Source organism: Planococcus halocryophilus (assembly GCF_001687585.2).
GTDB classification, from domain to species: Bacteria; Bacillota; Bacilli; order Bacillales_A; family Planococcaceae; genus Planococcus; species Planococcus halocryophilus.
The window spans coordinates 1,063,848-1,085,319 of sequence record NZ_CP016537.2; the positions used below are offsets into that span (position 1 = coordinate 1,063,848).

Below are 21,472 nucleotides of genomic sequence, written 5' to 3' on the forward strand. Positions count from 1 at the left end.
AGGATGCCTCATTATGAAACAAGAATTTAATTTGCAAGCACCATATGAACCCGCGGGAGATCAGCCACAAGCGATTGCTGAATTGACCCAAGGCATCATCGACGGCAAGCGTTGCCAAACATTATTGGGAGCAACGGGTACAGGGAAAACCTATACAATGTCAAACGTCATCCAGCAAGTGAAAAAGCCAACCCTTGTTATGGCTCACAATAAAACTTTAGCAGGGCAGCTCTACAGCGAATTTAAAGAATTTTTCCCCGATAATGCTGTAGAGTATTTTGTTAGTTATTATGATTATTATCAACCCGAGGCATATGTGCCACAATCAGATACATTTATAGAAAAAGACGCGAGCATTAACGATGAAATTGACAAACTGCGTCACTCTGCAACAAGTTCGTTATTTGAACGTGATGATGTTATTGTCATCGCATCAGTTTCTTGTATTTATGGACTTGGATCGCCAAAAGAATACCGTGAATTGGTCGTTTCTTTACGTAAAGGAATGGAAATCGAGCGCAATCAATTATTAAGAAAATTAGTGGATGTTCAATACGAGCGTAACGATATCAACTTTATCCGTGGGACATTCCGTGTCCGTGGCGATGTGGTAGAAATATTCCCAGCGTCACGTGATGAAAGATGTTTACGTGTTGAATTTTTTGGTGATGAGATTGATCGCATTCGTGAAGTAGATGCACTGACTGGTGAAATTATTGGTGAACGTGACCATGTTGCCATTTTCCCAGCATCTCACTTTGTGACACGTGAAGATAAAATGGTCAAAGCCATTGAAAATATTGAAGTTGAATTAGAAGAACGTCTGAAGGAAATGCGTGCGGAAGATAAATTATTAGAAGCACAGCGACTTGAACAGCGCACACGCTATGATTTAGAAATGATGCGGGAGATGGGCTTTTGTTCGGGGATTGAAAACTACTCACGTCATTTGACACTTCGTCCTGCAGGAGCACAGCCTTATACATTAATTGATTATTTCCCAGAAGACTTTTTATTAGTAGTGGATGAAAGCCACGTAACTTTGCCGCAAGTCCGTGGGATGTTTAATGGTGATCAAGCGCGTAAAAAAGTATTAGTTGATCACGGGTTCCGTTTGCCTTCAGCAATGGATAATCGCCCGTTAACATTTACAGAGTTTGAAGAACATATTAGTCAAGCGGTATTCGTATCCGCAACACCAGGTCCGTATGAATTAGAACATACGCCAGAAATGGTTGAACAGATTATTCGTCCGACAGGATTGCTTGATCCGACAATTGAAATTCGTCCAATTGAAGGGCAAATTGATGATTTGATGGACCAAATTCGTCAACGAGCGGAAAAAAATGAACGTGTATTAGTCACGACTTTAACGAAAAAAATGTCGGAAGATTTAACGGCTTATTTAAAAGACGCAGGCATCAAAGTTAATTACTTGCACTCCGAAATCAAAACACTCGAACGGATTGAAATTATTCGCGAATTGCGAATGGGTGTCTATGATGTACTTGTGGGGATTAACTTACTGCGTGAAGGACTAGATATTCCAGAAGTTTCGTTAGTGACCATTTTGGATGCTGACAAAGAAGGATTTTTACGTTCTGAGCGAGCACTTATTCAAACGATGGGACGTGCAGCAAGAAACGCAAATGGTCAAGTCATCATGTATGCTGACAGAATAACCGATTCGATGCAAAAAGCGATGGACGAAACGACACGCCGTCGCACCATTCAAGCAGAATACAACGAAAAACATGGTGTCACGCCAATTACCATACAGAAGAAAATTCGTGACGTCATCCGTGCAACAAACGCGGCAGAAGAGTCAGAAGAATATATTTCAAAAGCAGTATCAGGCAAGAAGCTCAAAAAAGAAGAGCGCGTAAAACTGATCAGCTTGTTGGAAACAGAAATGAAAGAAGCTGCAAAAGCACTCGACTTCGAACGTGCTGCAGAATTGCGGGATACGGTGCTTGAATTGAAAGCGGAAGGATGATGCAAGGTGAAGAAACAGGAAATACGCATACAAGGTGCACGCGCACATAATTTAAAAAATATTGATGTTGTCATTCCGCGTGACAAACTTGTCGTTATGACGGGTTTGTCAGGGTCTGGTAAATCATCATTAGCATTTGATACGATTTATGCAGAAGGTCAACGGCGATATGTTGAGTCACTGTCTGCTTATGCACGCCAATTTCTAGGGCAAATGGATAAGCCAGATGTCGATTTAATCGAAGGTTTATCACCAGCCATTTCAATAGATCAGAAAACCACGAGTAAAAACCCACGATCTACAGTGGCAACTGTAACAGAAATTTACGATTATATGCGTTTGATGTTCGCACGGATTGGCAAACCGATTTGTCCGAATCACGGCATTGAGATTTCATCACAAACAATTGAGCAGATGGTAGATCGTATTGTAGAATATCCAGAGCGCACCAAAATGCAGATTTTGGCGCCGATTGTATCTGGTCGAAAAGGTACTCATGTTAAATTACTTGAAGACATTAAAAAGCAAGGTTATGTCCGTGTTCGTGTGAATGGAGAATTAATTGATTTAGATGACGATATTACATTGGATAAAAACAAAAAGCATAATATCGAAGTAGTCATTGACCGGATTATTATTAAAGAAGGGATCGCCCCACGGTTAAGTGATTCTTTAGAATCTGCTCTACGATTAGCAGATGGACGGGTATTAGTAGATGTAATGGAAAAAGAAGAGTTATTGTTTAGTGAACATCATGCTTGTCCGATTTGTGGATTTTCCATCGGTGAATTAGAACCGAGAATGTTTTCGTTCAACTCACCTTTTGGTGCTTGTCCAGAATGTGATGGCTTAGGGATGAAGCTCGAAGTTGATCCTGAACTCGTCATTCCTGATTGGAATGTGTCATTAAATAAAGGGGCGATTGTGCCATGGCAGCCGACGAGTTCGCAATATTATCCACAATTACTAAAAGCTGTTTGTCAGCATTATAAAATCGATATGGATATTCCGGTCAGTGAGTTGCCCGAAGAATATATAAATGTCATTATGCGTGGATCTGGAGAAGATAAAATTCGTTTCCGTTACGAAAATGATTATGGCCAAATTCGAGATAATCATATTCAGTTTGAGGGAGTCCTTTCGAACGTTGATCGGCGCTACCGTGAAACGTCATCTGACTATATTCGTGAGCAAATGGAAAAATACATGGGGCAACAAGCATGTCCTACGTGTGAAGGGTATCGTTTAAAACCGGAATCTTTATCAGTAAAAGTGAATAACTTGCACATCGGGACAGTAGCGGAGTTTTCTATTGTAGAAGCATATGAATTTTTCGATCAACTAAAATTATCGGAAAAAGATATGCAAATTGCGAAATTGATATTACGGGAAATTCAAGAGCGGATTGGTTTCTTGATCAATGTCGGTTTAGACTACCTTACGTTAAACCGTGCCTCTGGAACTTTATCAGGGGGAGAAGCGCAACGAATTCGTTTAGCAACTCAAATTGGCTCAAGGTTGACTGGCGTATTGTATATTTTGGATGAACCCTCAATTGGCTTGCATCAGCGTGATAATGACCGATTGATTGAGACGCTTAAAAGTATGCGGGACATCGGAAATACGTTAATTGTCGTCGAACATGATGAAGATACCATGTTGGCAGCAGATTATTTAATCGATGTTGGGCCAGGAGCAGGAGTTCATGGTGGCGAAATTATTGCTGCGGGGACACCAGATAAGGTGATGAAAAACAAAAAATCATTAACTGGACAATATTTAAGCGGCAAGAAGTTTATTCCATTGCCGGCAGAGCGAAGAACGCCAAGCGATCGAAAAATAGCAATTCGTGGAGCTAACCAAAATAACTTGAAAAAAGTAGATGTTGATATTCCGCTTGGGTTATTTACAGCTGTTACAGGTGTTTCAGGCTCAGGGAAAAGTACGTTGATAAATGAAATTCTTTATAAAACTTTGGCACATCGATTAAATCGAGCTAAAGCAAAGCCAGGACAATTCGATTCAATCGAAGGAACTGAAGAGTTAGAAAAAGTCATCGAAATCGATCAGTCGCCAATTGGTCGAACACCTCGCTCAAACCCTGCAACTTATACAGGCGTTTTTGATGATGTACGAGATGTTTACGCCACAACGAACGAAGCAAAAGTTCGGGGGTATAAAAAAGGACGTTTCAGTTTCAACGTCAAGGGCGGTCGCTGTGAAGCTTGTCGTGGGGATGGTATTATAAAAATAGAAATGCATTTCCTTCCGGATGTTTATGTGCCTTGCGAAATTTGCCACGGTAAACGGTATAACCGAGAAACTTTGGAAGTGAAATATAAAAATAAAAGCATTGCCGATGTACTGGCTATGACGGTAGAAGACGCTTTATCATTTTTTGAAAACATTCCAAAGATTAACCGGAAACTGCAGACCATTGTCGATGTGGGATTGGGTTACATTACGATGGGGCAACCTGCCACAACATTATCAGGAGGAGAGGCGCAACGCGTGAAGCTAGCTTCAGAGCTTCATAAACGTTCAAACGGTAAATCCTTCTACATTTTGGATGAACCAACAACTGGTCTTCATGCCGATGATATTTCGCGGCTACTGCTAGTGTTACAGCGTCTTGTAGAAAATGGCGATACTGTATTGACCATTGAACATAATCTAGATGTTATTAAGACAGCAGATCATATTATTGATCTAGGCCCTGAAGGTGGAGACAAAGGCGGAACCATTTTGGCAACAGGTACTCCTGAAGAAATTGCAGCTGTTGATAATTCTTATACTGGCAAGTATTTAAAACCAATTCTTGAACGGGACCGGGCGCGTATGGAGTCCTTAGTTAAAGGCGCAAGTCGTAAGAAAAAAGTAGTTAAATGAAACTTTTCTCGCTAACAAACGTATTTAGTAACAGAACCTATCTGTTTGTTAGGTAAGCTTTAGCTTATTGATATTCAGAAAAAGAGGAGGCCGCAATACATGCAAAGCGAAAAAGAACGCATTTTAGACATGGTTGAGAACGGTACGATTTCAGCACGTGAAGCAGTTGAGTTGTTGCGCGCGATAGATGGCAATAGTTCTTCTTCAAATGAACCCAATTATGGCCGGAACACTCAACGAGACAAATCAAGCAAGCGTGGGTTTTTCAGACCCGAAGATATTGTGAAAAAAGTGTCGCAAGATTTTTCGAAAAATGTATCGAAAAACGTCTCAAAGAATGTCTCACGCGACATTAATGACTTTGGCAATCGCATGATGGAGTTTATGCAAACTTCTGTCGGCAAGTTGAAAACAATGGAGTTTGATTCGCCATTTGGGGAAGCTGTTCAATTCAGTCATACCTTTACTGATGAAATGACCGATTTGAATACAATCATTGCAGATATTGCGAATGGCCAATTGGAGATTTTCCCATCACAAGATGGTTTATTGCGTGCAGAGTGTAGCGTAAAAGCTTATCGTTCAGAATCTGCAGCGCATGCCAAAGAAGATTTTCTTGATAAATTTGTATTTATCGCGGATGATCACAAGTTACGGATCATTAGTGACTTGAAAACGACGCAAGTAAATGTAGTTCTTTATGTACCTGATGCTGCTTATGAGCACATTACAGCGCGCTTGTTTAATGGTGGATTTACCATGAAACGATTAAATGCTGAATTGGTAAAAGTAAAAACTGCAAATGGCAAAATTGATTTGAAAAATGTAGAGTTTGCAGATGCAGAATTAGAAACTGCTAATGGTGCGATTCATGTAAATGAAACTAAAGGGAAAGTATTAGAAGCTGAAACTTTAAATGGTCGCATTTATGTTGATGGCGATATCCAAACCATCGTTGCCAAGTCGCTGAATGGCAATATTGTTGCTACAACAAGATGTAAAGAAGCGCGTAAACTTGAAACAAAGACGTTAGCAGGCAATGTAGAAATTTACATTCCAGCTCACTTGCCGTTAAAAGGTGAAGTTTCATCTAACCTAGGCAAAATGGATGTGTTGCTTTCGGATATCGATGCTACACATGAGCAAGGACAGTTTATGCAAAAGTCGATTCGTTTCTCGAAACAAGGAACAGAACCGGCTGCAGCTCCGTTATTAGTTTACGGTGAAACCAAAACAGGATCCGTTTTGCTTCGTTATTTAACAATCGAATAAATAATAGGAAAGCCGACACAAGTGTGACTTGTGTCGGCTTTTTTTGTGGCAAGTATCAACATCATTATTTTTTCTCTGGATATAGACCTTGCAAAAACTCAATTGATTGTTTGATTAATTGTTGAAGAACTTCAAGGTCGATGTCTTCTATTTTATTAATATAGACACAAGATTTTCCACTAGTATGCTTGCCGAATTTCTCAAGTAGCGGGCCACGATTTTCATCACCGGTCGCAAAATACAAGCTGATTTTCGCTTTTCGAGGAGAAAAACCGACAAGTGGAGCATCGCCTTTATGACCCGTTTTGTATACATAATGATAAGAGCCAAAGCCGATAATGCTAGGTCCCCACATTTTAGGGGGATATCCACTTGTTTGCTCAAATAGTTCTAGTAATTTATAAGCATCTTGCCGTTTTTTAGCAGACTCAACCGATTCGATAAATTCAATAACGTCTGCATCGGTTTCTTTTGTTTTAGGCTCGTACATATTCAATCCCTCTTTTCATCTAAATCTGATTTTATAAACAGTGCATGGCTTTTTCTGCTTCGTCCCATGGAACTTTATAACCTTGACCTTTAGCACAAAAAATAGAAGTAGAGGTATAGAGCGGATCGATATTTTTGTCATAATCTATTTGAGCAGTGACTTGAGCTTGATTATGGCATAAGTCATACCCGTCAAATAGTAAACTGAGTGCCCCTTTACCATGAGTCCATGCAGCAAATTCAGTGCTGTAATTCATAAATGTCGCAACCGGTACACGGCCTTCAATCGTGGATTTGCCATCAATTGTTTCGGGTGATTCAAAACTGCCATAAGCTTGTTGAACATCTGATAGTACTTTGCCTATTTGGTCGAGACTTACTTTGATTTTGAATCGGTACATCGGTTCAAGTAGTCGATTTTGAGCTTGTTCTAATCCTTGGCGAAGGGCACGGAAAGTGGCTTCTCGGAAATCTCCCCCAGACGTATGTTGATTGTGTCCGCGCCCCGTTACTAAAGTTACTTTAACATCAGTTAAAGGAGAACCCGTTAATAATCCATGATGATGACGTTCGGTTAAGTGATGGAGTATCAAGTTTTGATTGCCAGTGGATAAAGCATCTGCGTGGCACAAATTATCAATTTGAAAGCCACTGCCACGTTCACCAGGTTCTAGTTTCAAATGAACTTCGGCATAGTGGCGAAGTGGTTCGAAATGGCCATAGCCCATAACAGAGTTATCGATTGTTTCTTTATAAAGAATTTCAGGATCGCCAAACTGGACGTAGTAACCAAAACGTTCAAGCACGACTTGCTTTAAAACTTCTAATTGAATAATGCCCATAACTTGAATTTGTATTTTTTGGAAATGTTCATCCCAGTAAACCGATAGCGAAGGGTCTTCTGCGTCTAGTAATTGAAAGTTCTCCAATACTTCTTTTACAGAAACCATTGAACCAAAAAGGACCGTGGATTTTAATGTAGGAAGAACTTCAGATTTGGTATCGGCAGAGCAATTGCCGATAGCATCACCAATTGAAGCTTCTGTTAAACCGGCAATTGCGAACAGTTCACCTGCAACAGCTTGTTCAACTGTTTGAAATTTCTTGCCGTTATACATTCGAATCTGTGAGACTTTTTCTTCTAAACGTTTTGGACCATACGATAGTTTATCGCGAACTTTAAGTGTTCCGCTATAAGCTTTCAAAAAGCAAATTCGATTACCGTTTTCATCGTGGCGAATTTTATAAATCCGTGCTCCAAATGCCTCATCTTTTTGATAAGCAGTGACCGTCAATTGATCAAGTTGATGCAAGAATTCCAAAATGCCGGTATCCTGCAAAGCTGAACCCGTAGCACATGGATAAATTTGATTTGTAGCAATCAAGCTTTGAAAACGCTCTAGCCAAATTTTTTCATCATATTCAGACTCTAAATAAAGCGATAATAACTCTTCATCTCGTTCAGCGATAAATTCGATTAAGGATTCACTCATCTGTCCATTTGGGAAATTAGACGCAATATCACACGCATTTTTTGAAAAATTCGTTTGGATTTCTTTTAACACTTGCGTAGGATTTGCTCCTTCACGGTCGGTTTTATTGATGAAGAAAAAAACGGGGACTTTGTGTTTTTGAAGAAGTTCCCAAACGGTTTCAGTGTGACCTTCAATACCATCTACAGCACTGATGATGATAATGGCATAATCCATTACTTGAATTGAACGTTCCATTTCAGGTGAAAAGTCGACATGTCCAGGTGTATCAATGAGGAAATAAGTTGAATCATTAAAAGAAAAAGTTGCTTGATCTGCAAAAATTGTTATGCCGCGACTTTTTTCAATGCTGTGACTATCGAGAAAGGCGCTTTGGTGATCGACGCGGCCGCGCTCACGAATGCTATTTGTATGATAAAGCAATTGCTCTGAAAATGTGGTTTTACCGGCATCGACATGTGCTAGTATTCCAATGGTTTTGTTCATATTGTCACCTCTTAACTTTAGTTTAGCAGAATTTAAATTTAACCATAAGAAAAACGCGAAAGCCGAAGAGGCTTTCGCGTTGAAACTTTAAAGACTATTTTCAAAGCAGGTAATGCCAAAGCAAATTCCTTGAGCGCAACGTTTTCGGTAAAGAGGGGACTTGAGCAATTCAACTTCTTGTTTATGTGTCATGAAACCGCATTCCACGAGAATTGCCGGCATATGTGTATCTCGCAATACTGCAAAGTCGGCTTGTTTGACGCCGCGATCTTTTCGTCCTGTTATGAGCACTAACGATTGTTGAACCATCGCTGCCAAACGTTGTGTAGCTTCTTGAGGCTTATTGTAAATAAAGGTTTCTACACCATTTGCAGAGCTAAAGGTGTGGCCAGCTGCGTTAGCATGAATCGAAACAACTAAATCTACTTTCAAGCGATTGGCAAGCTGTGTTCGTTCGTGCAAGGGAACGTCAAAATCATTCTGATGACTGAAAAAAACAAGATGGCCATCTAGTGACAATTGCTTTTTAACTTCTTCTGCCACGGCAGAATTAAAATAAAACTCTCTCAATTTACCGTCAGGTGAGCGCTTTCCTGGTGTATTTGGACCGTGCCCGGCATCAATTAATATTTTCATTTTGAATCTCCTCCTTTTGCCGTTTATATAGCTAAAGGAAAAGAGAGTGGGGACAAAAATCTTCAAATATATTTTATACATGGTAAAATGAAACCAAACCGCATGCAATAGTAGCTATTTCGACGAAAATTCGAAATAATGTGTGGATAGGAAGTGAGGAGCTAAGAATGGGGCAAGTAACGACGAAACAAGTCATGAAAATGTTTGACCTAGATTTAATCAGTGGAGAAGAAGGCATCGGCCGTCATATTCCTATTAGCGACATTTCGAGACCGGGTTTGGAAATGGCGGGATATTTTACTCATTATCCAGCTAACCGTGTACAATTGCTCGGGAAAACGGAGCTTTCTTTTTTTGCGATGTTGACACCAAAAGAGCGCTCGGACCGAATGATGAAACTTTGTACGGATGATACGCCGGCAATTATTGTTTCACATGGCGTTCCAGTTCCGGAAGAATTAATCGCTGCATCGAGCAACCGTCATGTACCGGTTATGACGACCCCTATGTCGACAACGCGTTTTTCAAGTTTACTGACCAACTTTCTGGAAAGTAAATTAGCACCCACAACAGCTATTCATGGTGTACTTGTTGATATTTATGGCGTAGGTGTTTTATTAACAGGAAAAAGTGGAGTCGGTAAAAGTGAAACAGCGCTTGAACTGGTTAAAAAAGGTCATCGTTTAGTTGCCGATGACTGTGTAGAAATTCATCAAGAAGGTGAAAACACTCTAGTTGGATCTGCACCAAAATTAATCGAACATTTGCTTGAAATCCGTGGAGTCGGCATCATTGATATTATGACGTTATTTGGTGCGAGTGCAGTTCGTACATTTAAACGTATTTCATTGGTCATTGATTTGGAAATATGGGATCAGGATAAAACCTATGATCGTTTAGGATTAGAAGAAGAAAAGATGAAAATTATTGATACAGATTTAACAAAACTGACAATTCCGGTTCGTCCTGGACGAAATTTATCCGTTATTATCGAAGTGGCTGCGATGAACTATCGGCTAAAACGAATGGGCGTTAATGCCGCTGAAGAGTTTTCGAATCGTCTTAACGAAGTTATTGCACAAGATACAAATTAAGCGAATGGGAAGGTGCACAAAATGTTTTCATTATTAGCTTCAATCGATCCTATCGCTTTCTCACTCGGTCCGATTTCGGTCCGTTGGTATGGCGTAATCATCGCAGCAGGTATTGTCATCGCCTTTTTAGTAGGACAGCGTGAGATGGTTAAACGGGGACTTCATGTCGAATTTTTAACAGATTTATTAATCTGGGCAGTACCGCTTGCGATAGTCGGGGCACGCATTTATTACGTAGCTTTTGAATGGGATGCCTATAAAAACAATCCCGCCGAAATTATTGCGATATGGAATGGGGGAATCGCGATTCATGGTGCCTTGATAGCATCAGTAATTGTGGCTTATCTATTTACGAAAAAGCGTAACACTTCATTTTTAAAAGTAGCGGATATTTTAGCGCCAAGTATTTTAATCGGCCAAGCGATAGGCCGCTGGGGGAATTTCATTAACCAAGAAGCACATGGTGGAGAAGTATCACGTGCGTTCTTAGAGAATTTATTTATTCCTGATTGGATTATCAATCATATGTACATAGATGGTGCTTATTACCACCCAACGTTCTTGTATGAATCTATGTGGAGCCTAGTCGGTATCATCATTTTACTGTTGCTTCGAAAAGTAAATTTAGTGCGTGGCGAAATGTTTTTCTTCTATATGATTTGGTACTCAGTTGGTCGCTTTTTTATCGAAGCAATGCGGACAGATAGCTTGTATGTAGTGGGAGAACTTCGCGCAGCACAACTTGTATCTGTAATTGCCATTGTCATTGCCGTGGTGTTGATTGTTTACCGACGTGTAGCAATTAAAAACCCACCTCATTACAAAGATAAATAATAAAGAAAAGAGCGATCAGATGACGACATTGAAAAATGGATTGAAGGCAGGGTTAAAAACGACTTGGTCATTAGGGAAAATAATTTTCCCGATTACCTTGCTTGTTACCGTGCTTCAATATACACCGGTCTTGCCTTTTATTATTGATTTAATTTCACCGATTATGGGGTTGTTTGGCTTAAGTGGCGATGCTGCGATTCCGTTAGTTCTTGGGAACGCACTTAATCTATATGCCGGAATTGCTGGCATTTTGTCATTAGAATTAACGGTCAAAGAAGTGTTTATCTTGGCAGTTATGCTATCATTTTCACATAATATTTTTATCGAAACCGGTGTGGCATTAAAGGTCGGCGTTAAGCTGTGGGTCGTGTTAGTTGTCCGTTTCGGATTAGCTGCACTTTCTGGTGTCATCATCAACTTGTTCTGGCAAGGGGGAGGAGATGTAGCTAAATACGGCTTCGCGCCTGAGATTTCTGCAACTCCTGAAAGCTGGATGGGAATTTTGTTAATCGGACTGGAGAAAGCGTCATTCGGTATTTTGCAATTAGCGATGATTGTGATTCCATTAATGATTATGATTCAGATTTTAAAGGATAAACAATATCTTCAAAAAATATCTGACACATTAGGTCCATTAACTCGTTTATTAGGTGTTCAAAAAAATGCTTCATTAACACTAGCTTCCGGACTGGTCTTTGGATTGGCTATGGGAGCGGGTGTGATGATTCAAGCGGTTCAAGAAGATGGTGTTAGCAAAAAAGACGCAACATTGGTATTTATTTTCCTTGTGGCCTGTCACGCTATTGTTGAAGATACGTTGATCTTTATCCCGTTAGGAATACCAATATGGCCTCTGCTCGCAATCCGTGTCGTTACGGCGCTTGGGCTTACCATTTTTGTTTCTTATATGTGGCGTAAAGCAGAAGAAAAGCAGAAGGAAGTGGTTTCTACATGACAGAGAAAAAAATCAATACACTTTTATTCGATTTTGATGGTACGTTATTAGATACAAATGAATTAATCATTCAAACTTTCTTAGCCGTGCTGGATCAACATTATCCGGGCCGTTTTGATCGACAAGATGCCTTGCACTTTATTGGCCCATCATTGGAACAAACGTTTACAGCAATTGACCCGAATCGTGTGGAAGAACTGACGGCTGAGTATCGTGTGTTAAATCGTATTATGCACGATGACTTAGTTGAAGAGTACGATGGGGTAGTGGAAACCTTACGACATTTGAAGGCGCAAGGGTTGAAAATGGCGATTGTATCGACAAAACGTAGTGAAACGATTCGTCATGGCTTAGCATTAATGGGAGTTACTAATGTGTTTGACGTGATAGTTGGTTTAGATCATGTAACGAATCCGAAACCACACCCTGAGCCACTGGAATTGGCTTTAACACAATTAGGTTCATCTCCTGAAGAAGCGTTGATGATTGGTGATAATTCGCATGATATCGAAGGTGGGAAAAATGCAGGAGTTCTTACAGCAGGCGTGGCTTGGGCAGCAAAAGGAGAAGACTACTTGGCCAAGTTCAAACCGGACTTTATGCTTCAGCATATTAGTGATTTATTGGAATTGACGAAAGAGGCAGTGAAATGAGAAAAACACAACGCCATTTTGTAGATGGCCCAAATTCACTTTGGCATATTTACAAAACGGTGCCGTTCTGGAAAGTTGCTAAAAATTTTTTGGTGATTCAAACGGCTAGATATACTCCGTTTTTACCAATGAAAAATTGGTTATATAAAACTTTTTTAAAAATGAAAATCGGAAAGCATTCTTCTTTTGCATTAATGGTAATGCCGGATGTTATGTTTCCTGAAAAGATTACAGTTGGAGAAAACTCAGTAATTGGCTACAATACAACGATTCTTGCACACGAATATTTAATAGATGAATACCGGCTCGGCGACGTGGTCATCGGAGACCGCGTCATGATCGGAGCAAACACAACGATTTTGCCCGGCATCACGATTGGGAACGGCGCCATTGTTTCCGCTGCCACGCTCGTCCATAAAGATGTGCCAGCTGGAGCTTTTGTCGGTGGAAATCCGATGAGTATCATCTTTACAGCTGAACAAATGGCAGAGCGTCAAGCAAAATCCTGAAAGCACTAAGTGCTTTCAGGATTTTTTTCGAGTATATCTCTTGACGATGGACGGAAAAATGAGATAAAATAGTTTTACTTCACCACATTAGCGAGATAAAGTAAAATAACCAATATTAGGGAGTTTTATGATGACTATACAAATGTTTGAAAAACCATTAGGCATGAGAGACGATTTCCCGTTTATCGCAAAAAAGAAAGCGGAGCTTCGCACAAGCGGAACGAACATCATTCAGCAAGCAGGTTATGACTTGTTGCAGACACCAACATTAGAATATTACGAAACCATTGGTAAAATTTCGGCAATTGCTGATAACGCCTTGTTTAAACTATTAGACAGTCAGGGGGAAACGTTGGTTTTACGACCAGATATGACTTCACCAATTGCACGGGTTGCAGCATCTAAGCTATTAAAAGAAAAGATGCCTGTCAGACTTGGTTATTATTCGAACGTCTTTCGCGCTCAAAAACGAGAAGGCGGGCGACCGGCTGAATTTGAACAAATGGGCGTAGAACTGATTGGCGATGATTCCTTGTATGCCGATGCAGAAGTGATCATTCTTGCAGGCACTATCTTAAAAAATTTAAACATCGAATCGAGTCGTTTCGTAATTGGTCACACGCAATTACTTCAATTGATTCTTGAAGATTTCGGGTTAAGCCAAGAGCAAATAGAACAAGTGCGTAGCGCATTTGTTTCTAAAAATAGTGTCGGGTTTGAAACGTTAGCAAAACAATTGCCTATTGAAGAATCGAGAATGGAGTCGTTTATTGGTTTGATTTCAACGACTACTGTCGAAGAATGGCAGCAATGGGTCAACCCTCGTAATTCGAAACAAAGTTTTTTGTTTGAAGAGATGAAAAAATTAAAGAAAATATTAGACCGTAGCGGCTTATCTGAGGCAGTTACGTATGATTTATCATTTAATAGCCACATGACTTATTACACAGGAGTGGTGTTTGAAGTATATGCTGCAGGCAGCGGTTTTCCACTTGGTAATGGTGGACGATACGACGGCTTAATGAAACAATTTGGGCTAGAGGTCGGGGCAACTGGATTTGGCTTGCGTGTCGACAGATTATTAGAAATTATGTCAGCTGTGTCGGAACAACAAGACCATACGTTAATCTTGTTTGATGAAAAAAATGAAGACCAGGCGTTTGACGAAGCACAAAAACTTCGCGAAAATGGTACGCGAGTTACCTTGCAATTTGGACCAGCGGTGAAAGCCACTGATGAATTCAGCAAACATTTCAGCAAGGTTTTACGATTGGAAGGTGCTAACTAATGGATGCATTAACAATAGCAATGCCCAAAGGCAGAATATTTGAAGAAGCTTACGAATTATTAGTAAAAGCAGGCTATGATTTGCCGAAAGAACTTGATGATTCACGTAAGTTGATCGTCGAAGCACCTAATGAAAATATCCGTTTTATTCTGTCAAAACCAATGGATGTTCCGGCCTATGTAGAACATGGAGTAGCAGATATCGGCATTGCTGGTAAAGACGTTATGCTTGAACATGACCGTGATGTTTATGAGTTACTAGACCTTGGCATTAGTCGGTGCTATATCGCGACTGCAGGTATGCCTGATACACAAATGAATAAAGTATCACCACGCGTCGCAACGAAATACCCGAAAGTAGCCTCACAATATTACCGTGGCAAAGGCGAACAAGTTGAAATCATTGAATTGAACGGTTCGATTGAACTGGCCCCAATGATTGGTTTAGCTGATCGTATTGTGGATATTGTCTCTACTGGTAAAACATTAAAAGAAAATGGATTAGTTGAATACGAAAAAATTGTCGACATTACGTCGCGGTTAATTGCGAATCCTGTAAGTTATCGCTTAAAGCAAAAACGCATTACTGATCTAGTAGAAAGACTGAGAAAGCAGGCGGTTTTATGAAAGTGACTCGTCTTTCTTCAGGAATTTCCATTAGAAGAACGATTGCAGAAGGCACAGAACAGCAAGTTACAGCGGTAAAAGCGATTATTCAAGAAGTGAAAGATTACGGGGACGAAGCGATGTTTCGCTTTACAGAAAAATGGGATGGTGCTAAATTAACTTCTTTACGTGTGACAGAAGAAGAAATTTCGCAGGCAGTCGACCGTTTTGACCCTCAATTGTTAGTGGACTTAACTGAAGCTGCGGCGAATATTCGGAAGTACCATGAAAGTCAGCAACAACAAGGCTACCGTTTAGATAACGAAGATGGTTCGTATGTTGCACAGCGTGTTACAGCTATCGAGTCAGCTGGACTATACGTACCAGGTGGCACAGCTGCATATCCTTCATCTGTATTGATGAATGTCATTCCGGCACAAGTAGCAGGCGTACCACGCATTGTGTTAATTTCACCACCAAGTAAAGACGGTACATTGTCTGATGGAGTACTCGCATCAGCTCATATTCTTGGCATTACGGAAGTGTATAAATCTGGTGGTGCCCAAGCAATTGCTGCATTGGCTTATGGTACGGAATCAATCGCACCAGTAGATAAAATTACCGGACCCGGTAATATTTTTGTTGCTCTCGCTAAACGAGAAGTTAATGGCGATGTGGCCATTGACATGATTGCCGGACCGAGCGAAATAGCAATTATTGCAGATGATACAGCGTATGCCGATGAAGTGGCTGCAGATTTATTGTCTCAAGCAGAACATGATCCATTGGCAAGCGCCGTGTTATTAACAACAAGCAAAAAATTAGCGGATGCAGTTTCCAAGCAAGTAGAAAAGCAACTAGCAACTTTGCCGCGTGAAGCCATTGCGAGCCCAGCGATTGCAAATCACAGCATGATTTATTTGGGTGAGACGATGCAAGAGCTAATTACTGCTGCAGATCAACTAGCTCCAGAACATTTGGAAATTATGACAGATGATGCCGAAGCGGTTGCGGAAAAAATTCATCATGCCGGCGCAATTTTTATCGGTCGCTATTCATCTGAACCTATCGGCGATTATTTCGCAGGGACAAATCATGTCTTGCCGACGAACAGCACTGCCCGTTTTTCAAGTGCATTATCGGTTTATGACTTTATAAAACGGACAAGTATTATTCGTTATAGTCAAAAAGCGTGGCAAAACAATAAAGAAAAAATCGCCCGGCTGGCACGTCTTGAAGGATTAGAAGGACATGCACGTGCAGTCGAATCACGGTCGTGGAAAAAGGAGAATGAACAATGAGACAAGCTGAAATCAAACGAAATACCAATGAAACTAAAGTAGCCATCAGCTTTGCACTAGACGGCGAAGGAAAGTCGGTTATTGATACAGGCGTTCCATTTATGGATCATATGTTGGATTTGTTCATCAAACACGGATTATTTGATGGGGATATTAAAGCAGATGGTGATACACATATTGATGACCACCACACAACAGAAGATATTGGTATTGTTTTGGGACAAGCAGTGAAAGAAGCACTTGGTGACAAAAAAGGCATACGTCGTTACGGCAATGCTTTTGTGCCAATGGACGATGCATTGGCCCAAGTAGTGATTGATTGCTCGAACCGTCCGCATTTGGAATTTCGTTGCGAGTTGCCAAAAGAAAAAGTGGGTACGTTTGATACGGAACTAGTGGAAGAGTTTTTATGGAAATTTGCACTGGAGTCACGCATGAACGTTCATGTAATTGTTCATTACGGCAAAAATACGCACCATATTATTGAAGCGATATTTAAAGCATTAGCACGTGCACTTGATGAAGCAACAATGATCGACCCACGAGTTAAAGGTGTGCCATCAACAAAGGGGCTGTTAACATGATCATTGGTATTATCGATTATGGTATGGGCAATTTGTTCAGTGTTGAACAAGCGTTGAAAAAACTCGAATGTACAGTGATTGTCTCGGATGACCCTGCTGTATTAGTAGAAGCAGAAGGCATTTTGCTACCAGGAGTGGGGGCATTTCCTGACGCGATGGAGTTATTAAATCAAAAAGGCTTGTCGGAATTTATTCAATCATTGCCATCGAAGAACATCCCGCTTCTTGGGATTTGTCTTGGCATGCAATTATTGTATGAAGATAGCTCAGAAGTAAAACCAACAAAAGGCTTAGGCTTACTAGAAGGACAAATCCGTCGTTTTGAAAAAGGAACATACAGAATTCCGCATATGGGTTGGAATCGTCTTGAATTTTCGAGCGTTCCTTATTGGTTAGATGATGTGTTAAGCGATACGCATGTTTATTTTGTGCATTCATTTTTAGCTGTTAATACCAATAAACAACAAGTTTGGGCAACGGCAAGTTATGGTGAACTAGATGTTCCAGGAGTCGTAGGGACTGGACTAATTACAGGCATGCAATTCCATCCGGAAAAGTCTGGAGATTTTGGTCATTATTTATTAGAACAATGGATTGCAAATGTTAGGAGGAACCTCAATGACTAACTTTCAAATTTATCCCGCTATCGATTTAAGAGATGGTAACTGCGTACGTTTGTTTCAAGGAGATTATGCTCAGGAAACGATCTATGGCGATTCGCCAGTTGATATGGCTAAAAAATTTGTAGATGCTGGTGCGGAGTGGATACATATGGTCGATTTGGACGGGGCTAAAGACGGCGTCCGGATTAACGATCAAGTTGTTATTGAAGCTGCTAAACTGGGTGCAAAGGTACAAATAGGCGGTGGGATTCGAACGCGTGAAGATATTAAACATTATTTATCGAACGGTGTAGCACGTGTTATTATCGGCAGTTTAGCAATTCGTAACCCAGAACTTGCCGTATCATTTATTGAGGAATTTGGAGCTGACCGCATTGTCATTGGCATTGATGCAAAAAATGGGATGGCAGCAACAGAAGGCTGGATTGAAACGTCGGGACAAGCAGCGACAGAAGTAGCTGATTATTTTGCTTCTAAAGGCGCTAAGCATTTTATTTACACAGATATTGCAACAGACGGCACATTAGCTGGACCCAATATTGAAGCCAATAAAGCTTTGGCAAAATCTGAAAAAGCGCAAATCATTGTCTCAGGTGGCATCGGTTCACTTGAAGATGTGAAAAATGTGAAAAAAGCAGCAGATCAAAGCAATATTGCGGGTGTGATTATCGGCAAAGCACTTTATGAAAACCGCTTTACACTAGAGGAGGCATTGTCATGCTGACAAAACGTATCATTCCTTGTTTAGATGTAAAAGAAGGGCGTGTCGTAAAAGGCGTTAGTTTTGTATCGTTACGTGATGCTGGAGATCCTGTGGAACTGGCTCGATTTTACGATAAACAAGGCGCGGACGAATTGGTCTTTTTGGATATTTCTGCGTCTCATGAAGGCAAAGAAACCATGGTTGAAGTAGTTAAAATCGTCGCCACGGAATTATCAATTCCCTTCACTGTGGGCGGAGGTATCCGAAGCTTAGATGATATGAAACGGTTGTTGCGTGCAGGTGCAGATAAAGTCTCGTTAAACACAGCAGCACTTGATCGCCCGGAGCTCATTAAAGAAGGCGCAGACTTTTTTGGATCCCAATGTATTGTTGTCGCAATTGATGCGAAGAAAAACGGCGATAGCTGGGACGTATACACACACGGTGGTCGCAATAAAACCGAATGGTCAGCTGTTGAATGGGCAAAGAAAAGCGTGGAACTTGGCGCAGGCGAATTGCTGTTAACGAGTATGGACAAAGACGGATCCAAAGATGGCTTCGATTTGGAGCTGACACGCGCTGTACGTGAAGCAGTGGAAGTACCGGTTATTGCTAGTGGTGGAGCAGGAAACAAAGAACACTTTGAAGAAGTATTTAAAAGAGTAGATGCTGACGCAGCTCTAGCTGCATCAATTTTCCACTACAAAGAAACCAGTGTCGATGAAGTAAAACAGTATTTACGCAAAGAGGGAGTGAATGTCCGATGACTACGATTCAATATGACCAAAACGGGCTAATCCCCGTCATTATCCAAAATGCCGAAACAAAAGAAGTATTAACGCTAGCATATGCTAATGAAGAAGCTGTAAATAAAACAATGGAAACAAATGAAACATGGCTTTTTTCAAGAAGCCGCAACGAATTATGGAACAAAGGCGCAACGAGTGGCAATACGCAACAAGTAACAGCGGTTCGATTAGATTGTGATGGGGACTCGCTAATTTATGAAGTAATTCCAAACGGACCCGCTTGTCATACAGGTCAGAACAGTTGCTTTTTTGAAACCATTCATGGAGAACCCAACGACTCACCAGGAGATATGATTGCGCAATTAGCAGCGTTAATCGAAACTCGTGAGAAAGAAATGCCTGAAGGAGCGTATACAACGTATTTGTTCAATGAAGGCGTTGATAAAATTTGCAAAAAAGTAGGCGAAGAAGCGGCAGAGGTTATCATCGCAGCTAAAAATCGTGATGCCGAAGAATTATCAATGGAAGCTGCTGATTTGTTTTACCATGTCTTGGTGTTGCTTCAAGAACAAAAAGTAGCCTTTAACCAAGTGGTAGATGTATTAAAAGAGCGCCATACGCCTAAAACGGACAAGTAAATAATAGGGAAATATGCTATAATTACAGCACATTTTAGTTTAGAGACGATTTTAATCGTCTCTTTTACTTTTTCGGAGGCATATTTTGGAGAATAAAAAAAGAAACGACAAGAACATACTGTCTTTTATTCCGACAGGAGAATTTTATTATAGAAAAGCGTTGAAAGAACTTCAGCGTGAAAACTACCCGAAAGCAAATAAGTATTTGCGTCGTGCTACTGAGCTTAGTCCGAAAGACCCGATATTTTTAACGCAATATGGCATTGTGTTGATGGAAATGCATGAATTTGAACAAGCTATGGATGTTCTGCGCGCCGCGCATGAACTAGATGCGAAAGATCCCGATATTTTGTTTTTCCTTGCTGAAGTCCATGCACATATGGGCTTGTTTTGGGATGCGCGAAACTATGCCAAACAATATTTAGTTCATGAAACGCAAGGTAAATATGCTGCTGAAGCAATGAGCATCGTTGATTTCGCAGAACAAGAAGATTGGCAAGTTTTTGGTGAAGACGGGGATACGCAAGAGAGCGAACACCATTATCACCAGGAAAAAGCACGCCGTATGATGGAACAAGGTGATTTTAAAAGCGCAATTGAACTACTTGAAAAGTTAATCGAAGAAAAACCTGATTTTTGGAGTGCTTGTAATAATTTAGCGCTGGCATACTTTTATATTGGGGAAGCCGAAATGGCTAAAGCCTTACTTCATGATATTTTACGGAGAAATACGGGGAATTTACATGCGCTCTGTAATTTAGCGGTTTTTCATTATTATGAAAAAAATGCGGAATTAGATGACATTCTCGAACTGCTAAAAAAAATTCAACCGTATGTATTTGAGCAACGGTATAAATTAGGGGCAACATTTGCGCTAGTGGGGAAATATAAAGAAGCGTATCGATGGTTAAAGAGTTTGCAAAAACGCGGATTTGAAGGCGATGCCGCATTTTATTTTTGGTTATCGCATGCTGCTTATCATTCAGGTCATGAAGAAGCATCGAGACAAGCATGGGATCAATTGAAGAAAATAGATCCGGATAAAGATGGCTATGCGCCGTGGAGTGAGCATGCTGCGATGCCGCATGCAGATGCACTTGAACATGACCGAGATTATTTGGTGAAAAAACTGGATCATACTAAAAAAAGCGAACGACTTTTCGGCTTGTTTTTATTGGGGAAATCAGCTCATAAGCAAGAAATAATCTCGCATCCGAACTGGCTCGCATCCGATCAGCCTTCTGTTTTAGAAACTTTTGTATTAGGCTATGCACTTGGTCATCCGTTTAAGAAAGAAATTCCAGCGGAACAAGCGTTTATGCGTGCAATGGAAGTTGCAGAACTGCTATATGCAACAGACGAAATGGTAACTCATCAGCGAGCAGAAGTATTCAAGTTATGGTTCTTATTGTTTGAAAAAGCGTTTGATGAGAACTATACATTCAAGAATCCAGATGCATTAGCAGCAGCTGTCGAGTTTCTGCTGAAATCTGCTAACAGTGAGAAAATAACTAAAAAACAATTGGCGGACCACTTTGGAATTTCTGTTGCTACGTTAACAAAATATATTAAAGACATGACAGCGTACTTGCCTAGTACGGAGATGTAGGCATAAAAGTTGAAGCTTTAGCCGGAATCTTATACGATTTAGCTACTGAAGAAATAGGAGGCCTAT

General features: G+C 40.5%; 20 protein-coding genes. 17 read left to right on the plus strand and 3 right to left on the minus strand.

What is annotated here, in order from left to right:
- Positions 1-13 precede the first annotated feature (13 nt).
- The 3 genes from uvrB to BBI08_RS05255 all read left to right on the plus strand — a co-directional run bounded on the left by uvrB (position 14) and on the right by BBI08_RS05255 (position 6,157).
- Complete coding sequence (gene uvrB / locus BBI08_RS05245) at positions 14-1,996, plus strand: excinuclease ABC subunit UvrB (protein ID WP_008496040.1); 1,983 nt, start codon at positions 14-16, stop codon at positions 1,994-1,996.
- A 6-nt stretch (positions 1,997-2,002) separates the two neighbouring features.
- Positions 2,003-4,885: an excinuclease ABC subunit UvrA gene (gene uvrA, locus BBI08_RS05250; RefSeq protein ID WP_008496041.1), complete on the plus strand. Its 2,883-nt coding sequence runs from the start codon at positions 2,003-2,005 to the stop codon at positions 4,883-4,885.
- A gap of 99 nt (positions 4,886-4,984) precedes the next feature.
- Positions 4,985-6,157, plus strand: coding sequence for a DUF4097 family beta strand repeat-containing protein (locus BBI08_RS05255; protein ID WP_008496042.1), 1,173 nt, complete (start codon positions 4,985-4,987; stop codon positions 6,155-6,157).
- Positions 6,158-6,221: 64 nt separating this feature from the next.
- On the opposite strand, the gene BBI08_RS05260 is transcribed toward BBI08_RS05255, so the two are convergent.
- The 3 genes from BBI08_RS05260 to BBI08_RS05270 form a co-directional block, all read right to left on the minus strand.
- Positions 6,222-6,647: a DUF1801 domain-containing protein gene (locus BBI08_RS05260; protein ID WP_008496043.1), complete on the minus strand. Its 426-nt coding sequence runs from the start codon at positions 6,645-6,647 to the stop codon at positions 6,222-6,224.
- A 31-nt stretch (positions 6,648-6,678) separates the two neighbouring features.
- On the minus strand, positions 6,679-8,625 hold the full coding sequence (locus tag BBI08_RS05265; RefSeq protein ID WP_065527821.1) for an elongation factor G: 1,947 nt from the start codon (positions 8,623-8,625) through the stop codon (positions 6,679-6,681).
- 87 nt (positions 8,626-8,712) lie between these two features.
- Entirely contained in the window at positions 8,713-9,261 is a 549-nt protein-coding gene (locus BBI08_RS05270; protein WP_065527822.1) for an N-acetylmuramoyl-L-alanine amidase, read from the minus strand.
- Positions 9,262-9,428: 167 nt separating this feature from the next.
- Between BBI08_RS05270 and hprK the strand changes: the two genes are divergently transcribed.
- From hprK to BBI08_RS05340, 14 genes are all read left to right on the plus strand, one after another.
- Complete coding sequence (gene hprK, locus BBI08_RS05275; RefSeq protein ID WP_008496044.1) at positions 9,429-10,355, plus strand: HPr(Ser) kinase/phosphatase; 927 nt, start codon at positions 9,429-9,431, stop codon at positions 10,353-10,355.
- Positions 10,356-10,376: 21 nt separating this feature from the next.
- Positions 10,377-11,189 (plus strand): prolipoprotein diacylglyceryl transferase, encoded by an 813-nt coding sequence (lgt, locus tag BBI08_RS05280; RefSeq protein WP_008496045.1) that lies wholly within the window; start codon positions 10,377-10,379, stop codon positions 11,187-11,189.
- A 19-nt stretch (positions 11,190-11,208) separates the two neighbouring features.
- The gene (locus BBI08_RS05285) at positions 11,209-12,144 is read left to right on the plus strand and encodes a nucleoside recognition domain-containing protein (protein WP_008496046.1); all 936 of its coding nucleotides are present in this window, start codon (positions 11,209-11,211) and stop codon (positions 12,142-12,144) included.
- Positions 12,141-12,797, plus strand: a complete 657-nt coding sequence (gene ppaX, locus BBI08_RS05290) for a pyrophosphatase PpaX (RefSeq protein ID WP_008496047.1) — start codon at positions 12,141-12,143, stop codon at positions 12,795-12,797. Before BBI08_RS05285 ends, ppaX begins: the two co-directional genes overlap by 4 nt.
- Positions 12,794-13,306, plus strand: coding sequence for an acyltransferase (locus BBI08_RS05295; RefSeq protein WP_008496048.1), 513 nt, complete (start codon positions 12,794-12,796; stop codon positions 13,304-13,306). The genes ppaX and BBI08_RS05295 overlap by 4 nt, the downstream gene beginning before the upstream one ends.
- A 127-nt stretch (positions 13,307-13,433) precedes the next feature.
- Positions 13,434-14,594 carry an ATP phosphoribosyltransferase regulatory subunit gene (gene hisZ / locus BBI08_RS05300; protein WP_237146576.1) on the plus strand — a complete coding sequence of 387 codons (1,161 nt, stop codon included), beginning with the start codon at positions 13,434-13,436 and terminating at the stop codon, positions 14,592-14,594.
- A complete protein-coding gene (hisG, locus tag BBI08_RS05305; RefSeq protein ID WP_008496049.1) occupies positions 14,594-15,220 on the plus strand; it encodes an ATP phosphoribosyltransferase in 627 nt (208 codons plus the stop codon). The genes hisZ and hisG overlap by 1 nt, the downstream gene beginning before the upstream one ends.
- Positions 15,217-16,500: a histidinol dehydrogenase gene (hisD, locus tag BBI08_RS05310; protein ID WP_008496050.1), complete on the plus strand. Its 1,284-nt coding sequence runs from the start codon at positions 15,217-15,219 to the stop codon at positions 16,498-16,500. The genes hisG and hisD overlap by 4 nt, the downstream gene beginning before the upstream one ends.
- Positions 16,497-17,084: an imidazoleglycerol-phosphate dehydratase HisB gene (gene hisB, locus BBI08_RS05315; RefSeq protein WP_008496052.1), complete on the plus strand. Its 588-nt coding sequence runs from the start codon at positions 16,497-16,499 to the stop codon at positions 17,082-17,084. The genes hisD and hisB overlap by 4 nt, the downstream gene beginning before the upstream one ends.
- Positions 17,081-17,710: an imidazole glycerol phosphate synthase subunit HisH gene (gene hisH / locus BBI08_RS05320; protein WP_008496053.1), complete on the plus strand. Its 630-nt coding sequence runs from the start codon at positions 17,081-17,083 to the stop codon at positions 17,708-17,710. Before hisB ends, hisH begins: the two co-directional genes overlap by 4 nt.
- Complete coding sequence (gene hisA / locus BBI08_RS05325; protein WP_008496054.1) at positions 17,703-18,431, plus strand: 1-(5-phosphoribosyl)-5-[(5-phosphoribosylamino)methylideneamino]imidazole-4-carboxamide isomerase; 729 nt, start codon at positions 17,703-17,705, stop codon at positions 18,429-18,431. The genes hisH and hisA overlap by 8 nt, the downstream gene beginning before the upstream one ends.
- Positions 18,425-19,177 (plus strand): imidazole glycerol phosphate synthase subunit HisF, encoded by a 753-nt coding sequence (gene hisF, locus BBI08_RS05330; RefSeq protein ID WP_008496055.1) that lies wholly within the window; start codon positions 18,425-18,427, stop codon positions 19,175-19,177. Before hisA ends, hisF begins: the two co-directional genes overlap by 7 nt.
- Complete coding sequence (hisIE, locus tag BBI08_RS05335) at positions 19,174-19,797, plus strand: bifunctional phosphoribosyl-AMP cyclohydrolase/phosphoribosyl-ATP diphosphatase HisIE (RefSeq protein ID WP_008496056.1); 624 nt, start codon at positions 19,174-19,176, stop codon at positions 19,795-19,797. Before hisF ends, hisIE begins: the two co-directional genes overlap by 4 nt.
- 85 nt (positions 19,798-19,882) lie before the next feature.
- A complete protein-coding gene (locus BBI08_RS05340; protein ID WP_065527824.1) occupies positions 19,883-21,406 on the plus strand; it encodes a tetratricopeptide repeat protein in 1,524 nt (507 codons plus the stop codon).
- The last annotated feature ends 66 nt before the right edge of the window (positions 21,407-21,472 follow it).

Bases quoted from the DNA above. Each gene is read 5' to 3' on its own strand.
- hprK (WP_008496044.1), top strand. From the start codon at position 9,429: ATGGGGCAAGTAACGACGAAACAAGTCATGAAAATGTTTGACCTAGAT.
- uvrB (WP_008496040.1), top strand. From the start codon at position 14: ATGAAACAAGAATTTAATTTGCAAGCACCATATGAACCCGCGGGAGAT.
- hisB (WP_008496052.1), top strand. From the start codon at position 16,497: ATGAGACAAGCTGAAATCAAACGAAATACCAATGAAACTAAAGTAGCC.
- hisIE (WP_008496056.1), top strand. From the start codon at position 19,174: ATGACTACGATTCAATATGACCAAAACGGGCTAATCCCCGTCATTATC.
- lgt (WP_008496045.1), top strand. From the start codon at position 10,377: ATGTTTTCATTATTAGCTTCAATCGATCCTATCGCTTTCTCACTCGGT.
- BBI08_RS05295 (WP_008496048.1), top strand. From the start codon at position 12,794: ATGAGAAAAACACAACGCCATTTTGTAGATGGCCCAAATTCACTTTGG.
- hisG (WP_008496049.1), top strand. From the start codon at position 14,594: ATGGATGCATTAACAATAGCAATGCCCAAAGGCAGAATATTTGAAGAA.
- BBI08_RS05270 (WP_065527822.1), bottom strand. From the start codon at position 9,261: ATGAAAATATTAATTGATGCCGGGCACGGTCCAAATACACCAGGAAAG.
- hisZ (WP_237146576.1), top strand. From the start codon at position 13,434: ATGATGACTATACAAATGTTTGAAAAACCATTAGGCATGAGAGACGAT.
- BBI08_RS05265 (WP_065527821.1), bottom strand. From the start codon at position 8,625: ATGAACAAAACCATTGGAATACTAGCACATGTCGATGCCGGTAAAACC.
- BBI08_RS05285 (WP_008496046.1), top strand. From the start codon at position 11,209: ATGACGACATTGAAAAATGGATTGAAGGCAGGGTTAAAAACGACTTGG.
- BBI08_RS05255 (WP_008496042.1), top strand. From the start codon at position 4,985: ATGCAAAGCGAAAAAGAACGCATTTTAGACATGGTTGAGAACGGTACG.
- ppaX (WP_008496047.1), top strand. From the start codon at position 12,141: ATGACAGAGAAAAAAATCAATACACTTTTATTCGATTTTGATGGTACG.
- hisA (WP_008496054.1), top strand. From the start codon at position 17,703: ATGACTAACTTTCAAATTTATCCCGCTATCGATTTAAGAGATGGTAAC.
- hisH (WP_008496053.1), top strand. From the start codon at position 17,081: ATGATCATTGGTATTATCGATTATGGTATGGGCAATTTGTTCAGTGTT.
- hisF (WP_008496055.1), top strand. From the start codon at position 18,425: ATGCTGACAAAACGTATCATTCCTTGTTTAGATGTAAAAGAAGGGCGT.
- BBI08_RS05260 (WP_008496043.1), bottom strand. From the start codon at position 6,647: ATGTACGAGCCTAAAACAAAAGAAACCGATGCAGACGTTATTGAATTT.
- hisD (WP_008496050.1), top strand. From the start codon at position 15,217: ATGAAAGTGACTCGTCTTTCTTCAGGAATTTCCATTAGAAGAACGATT.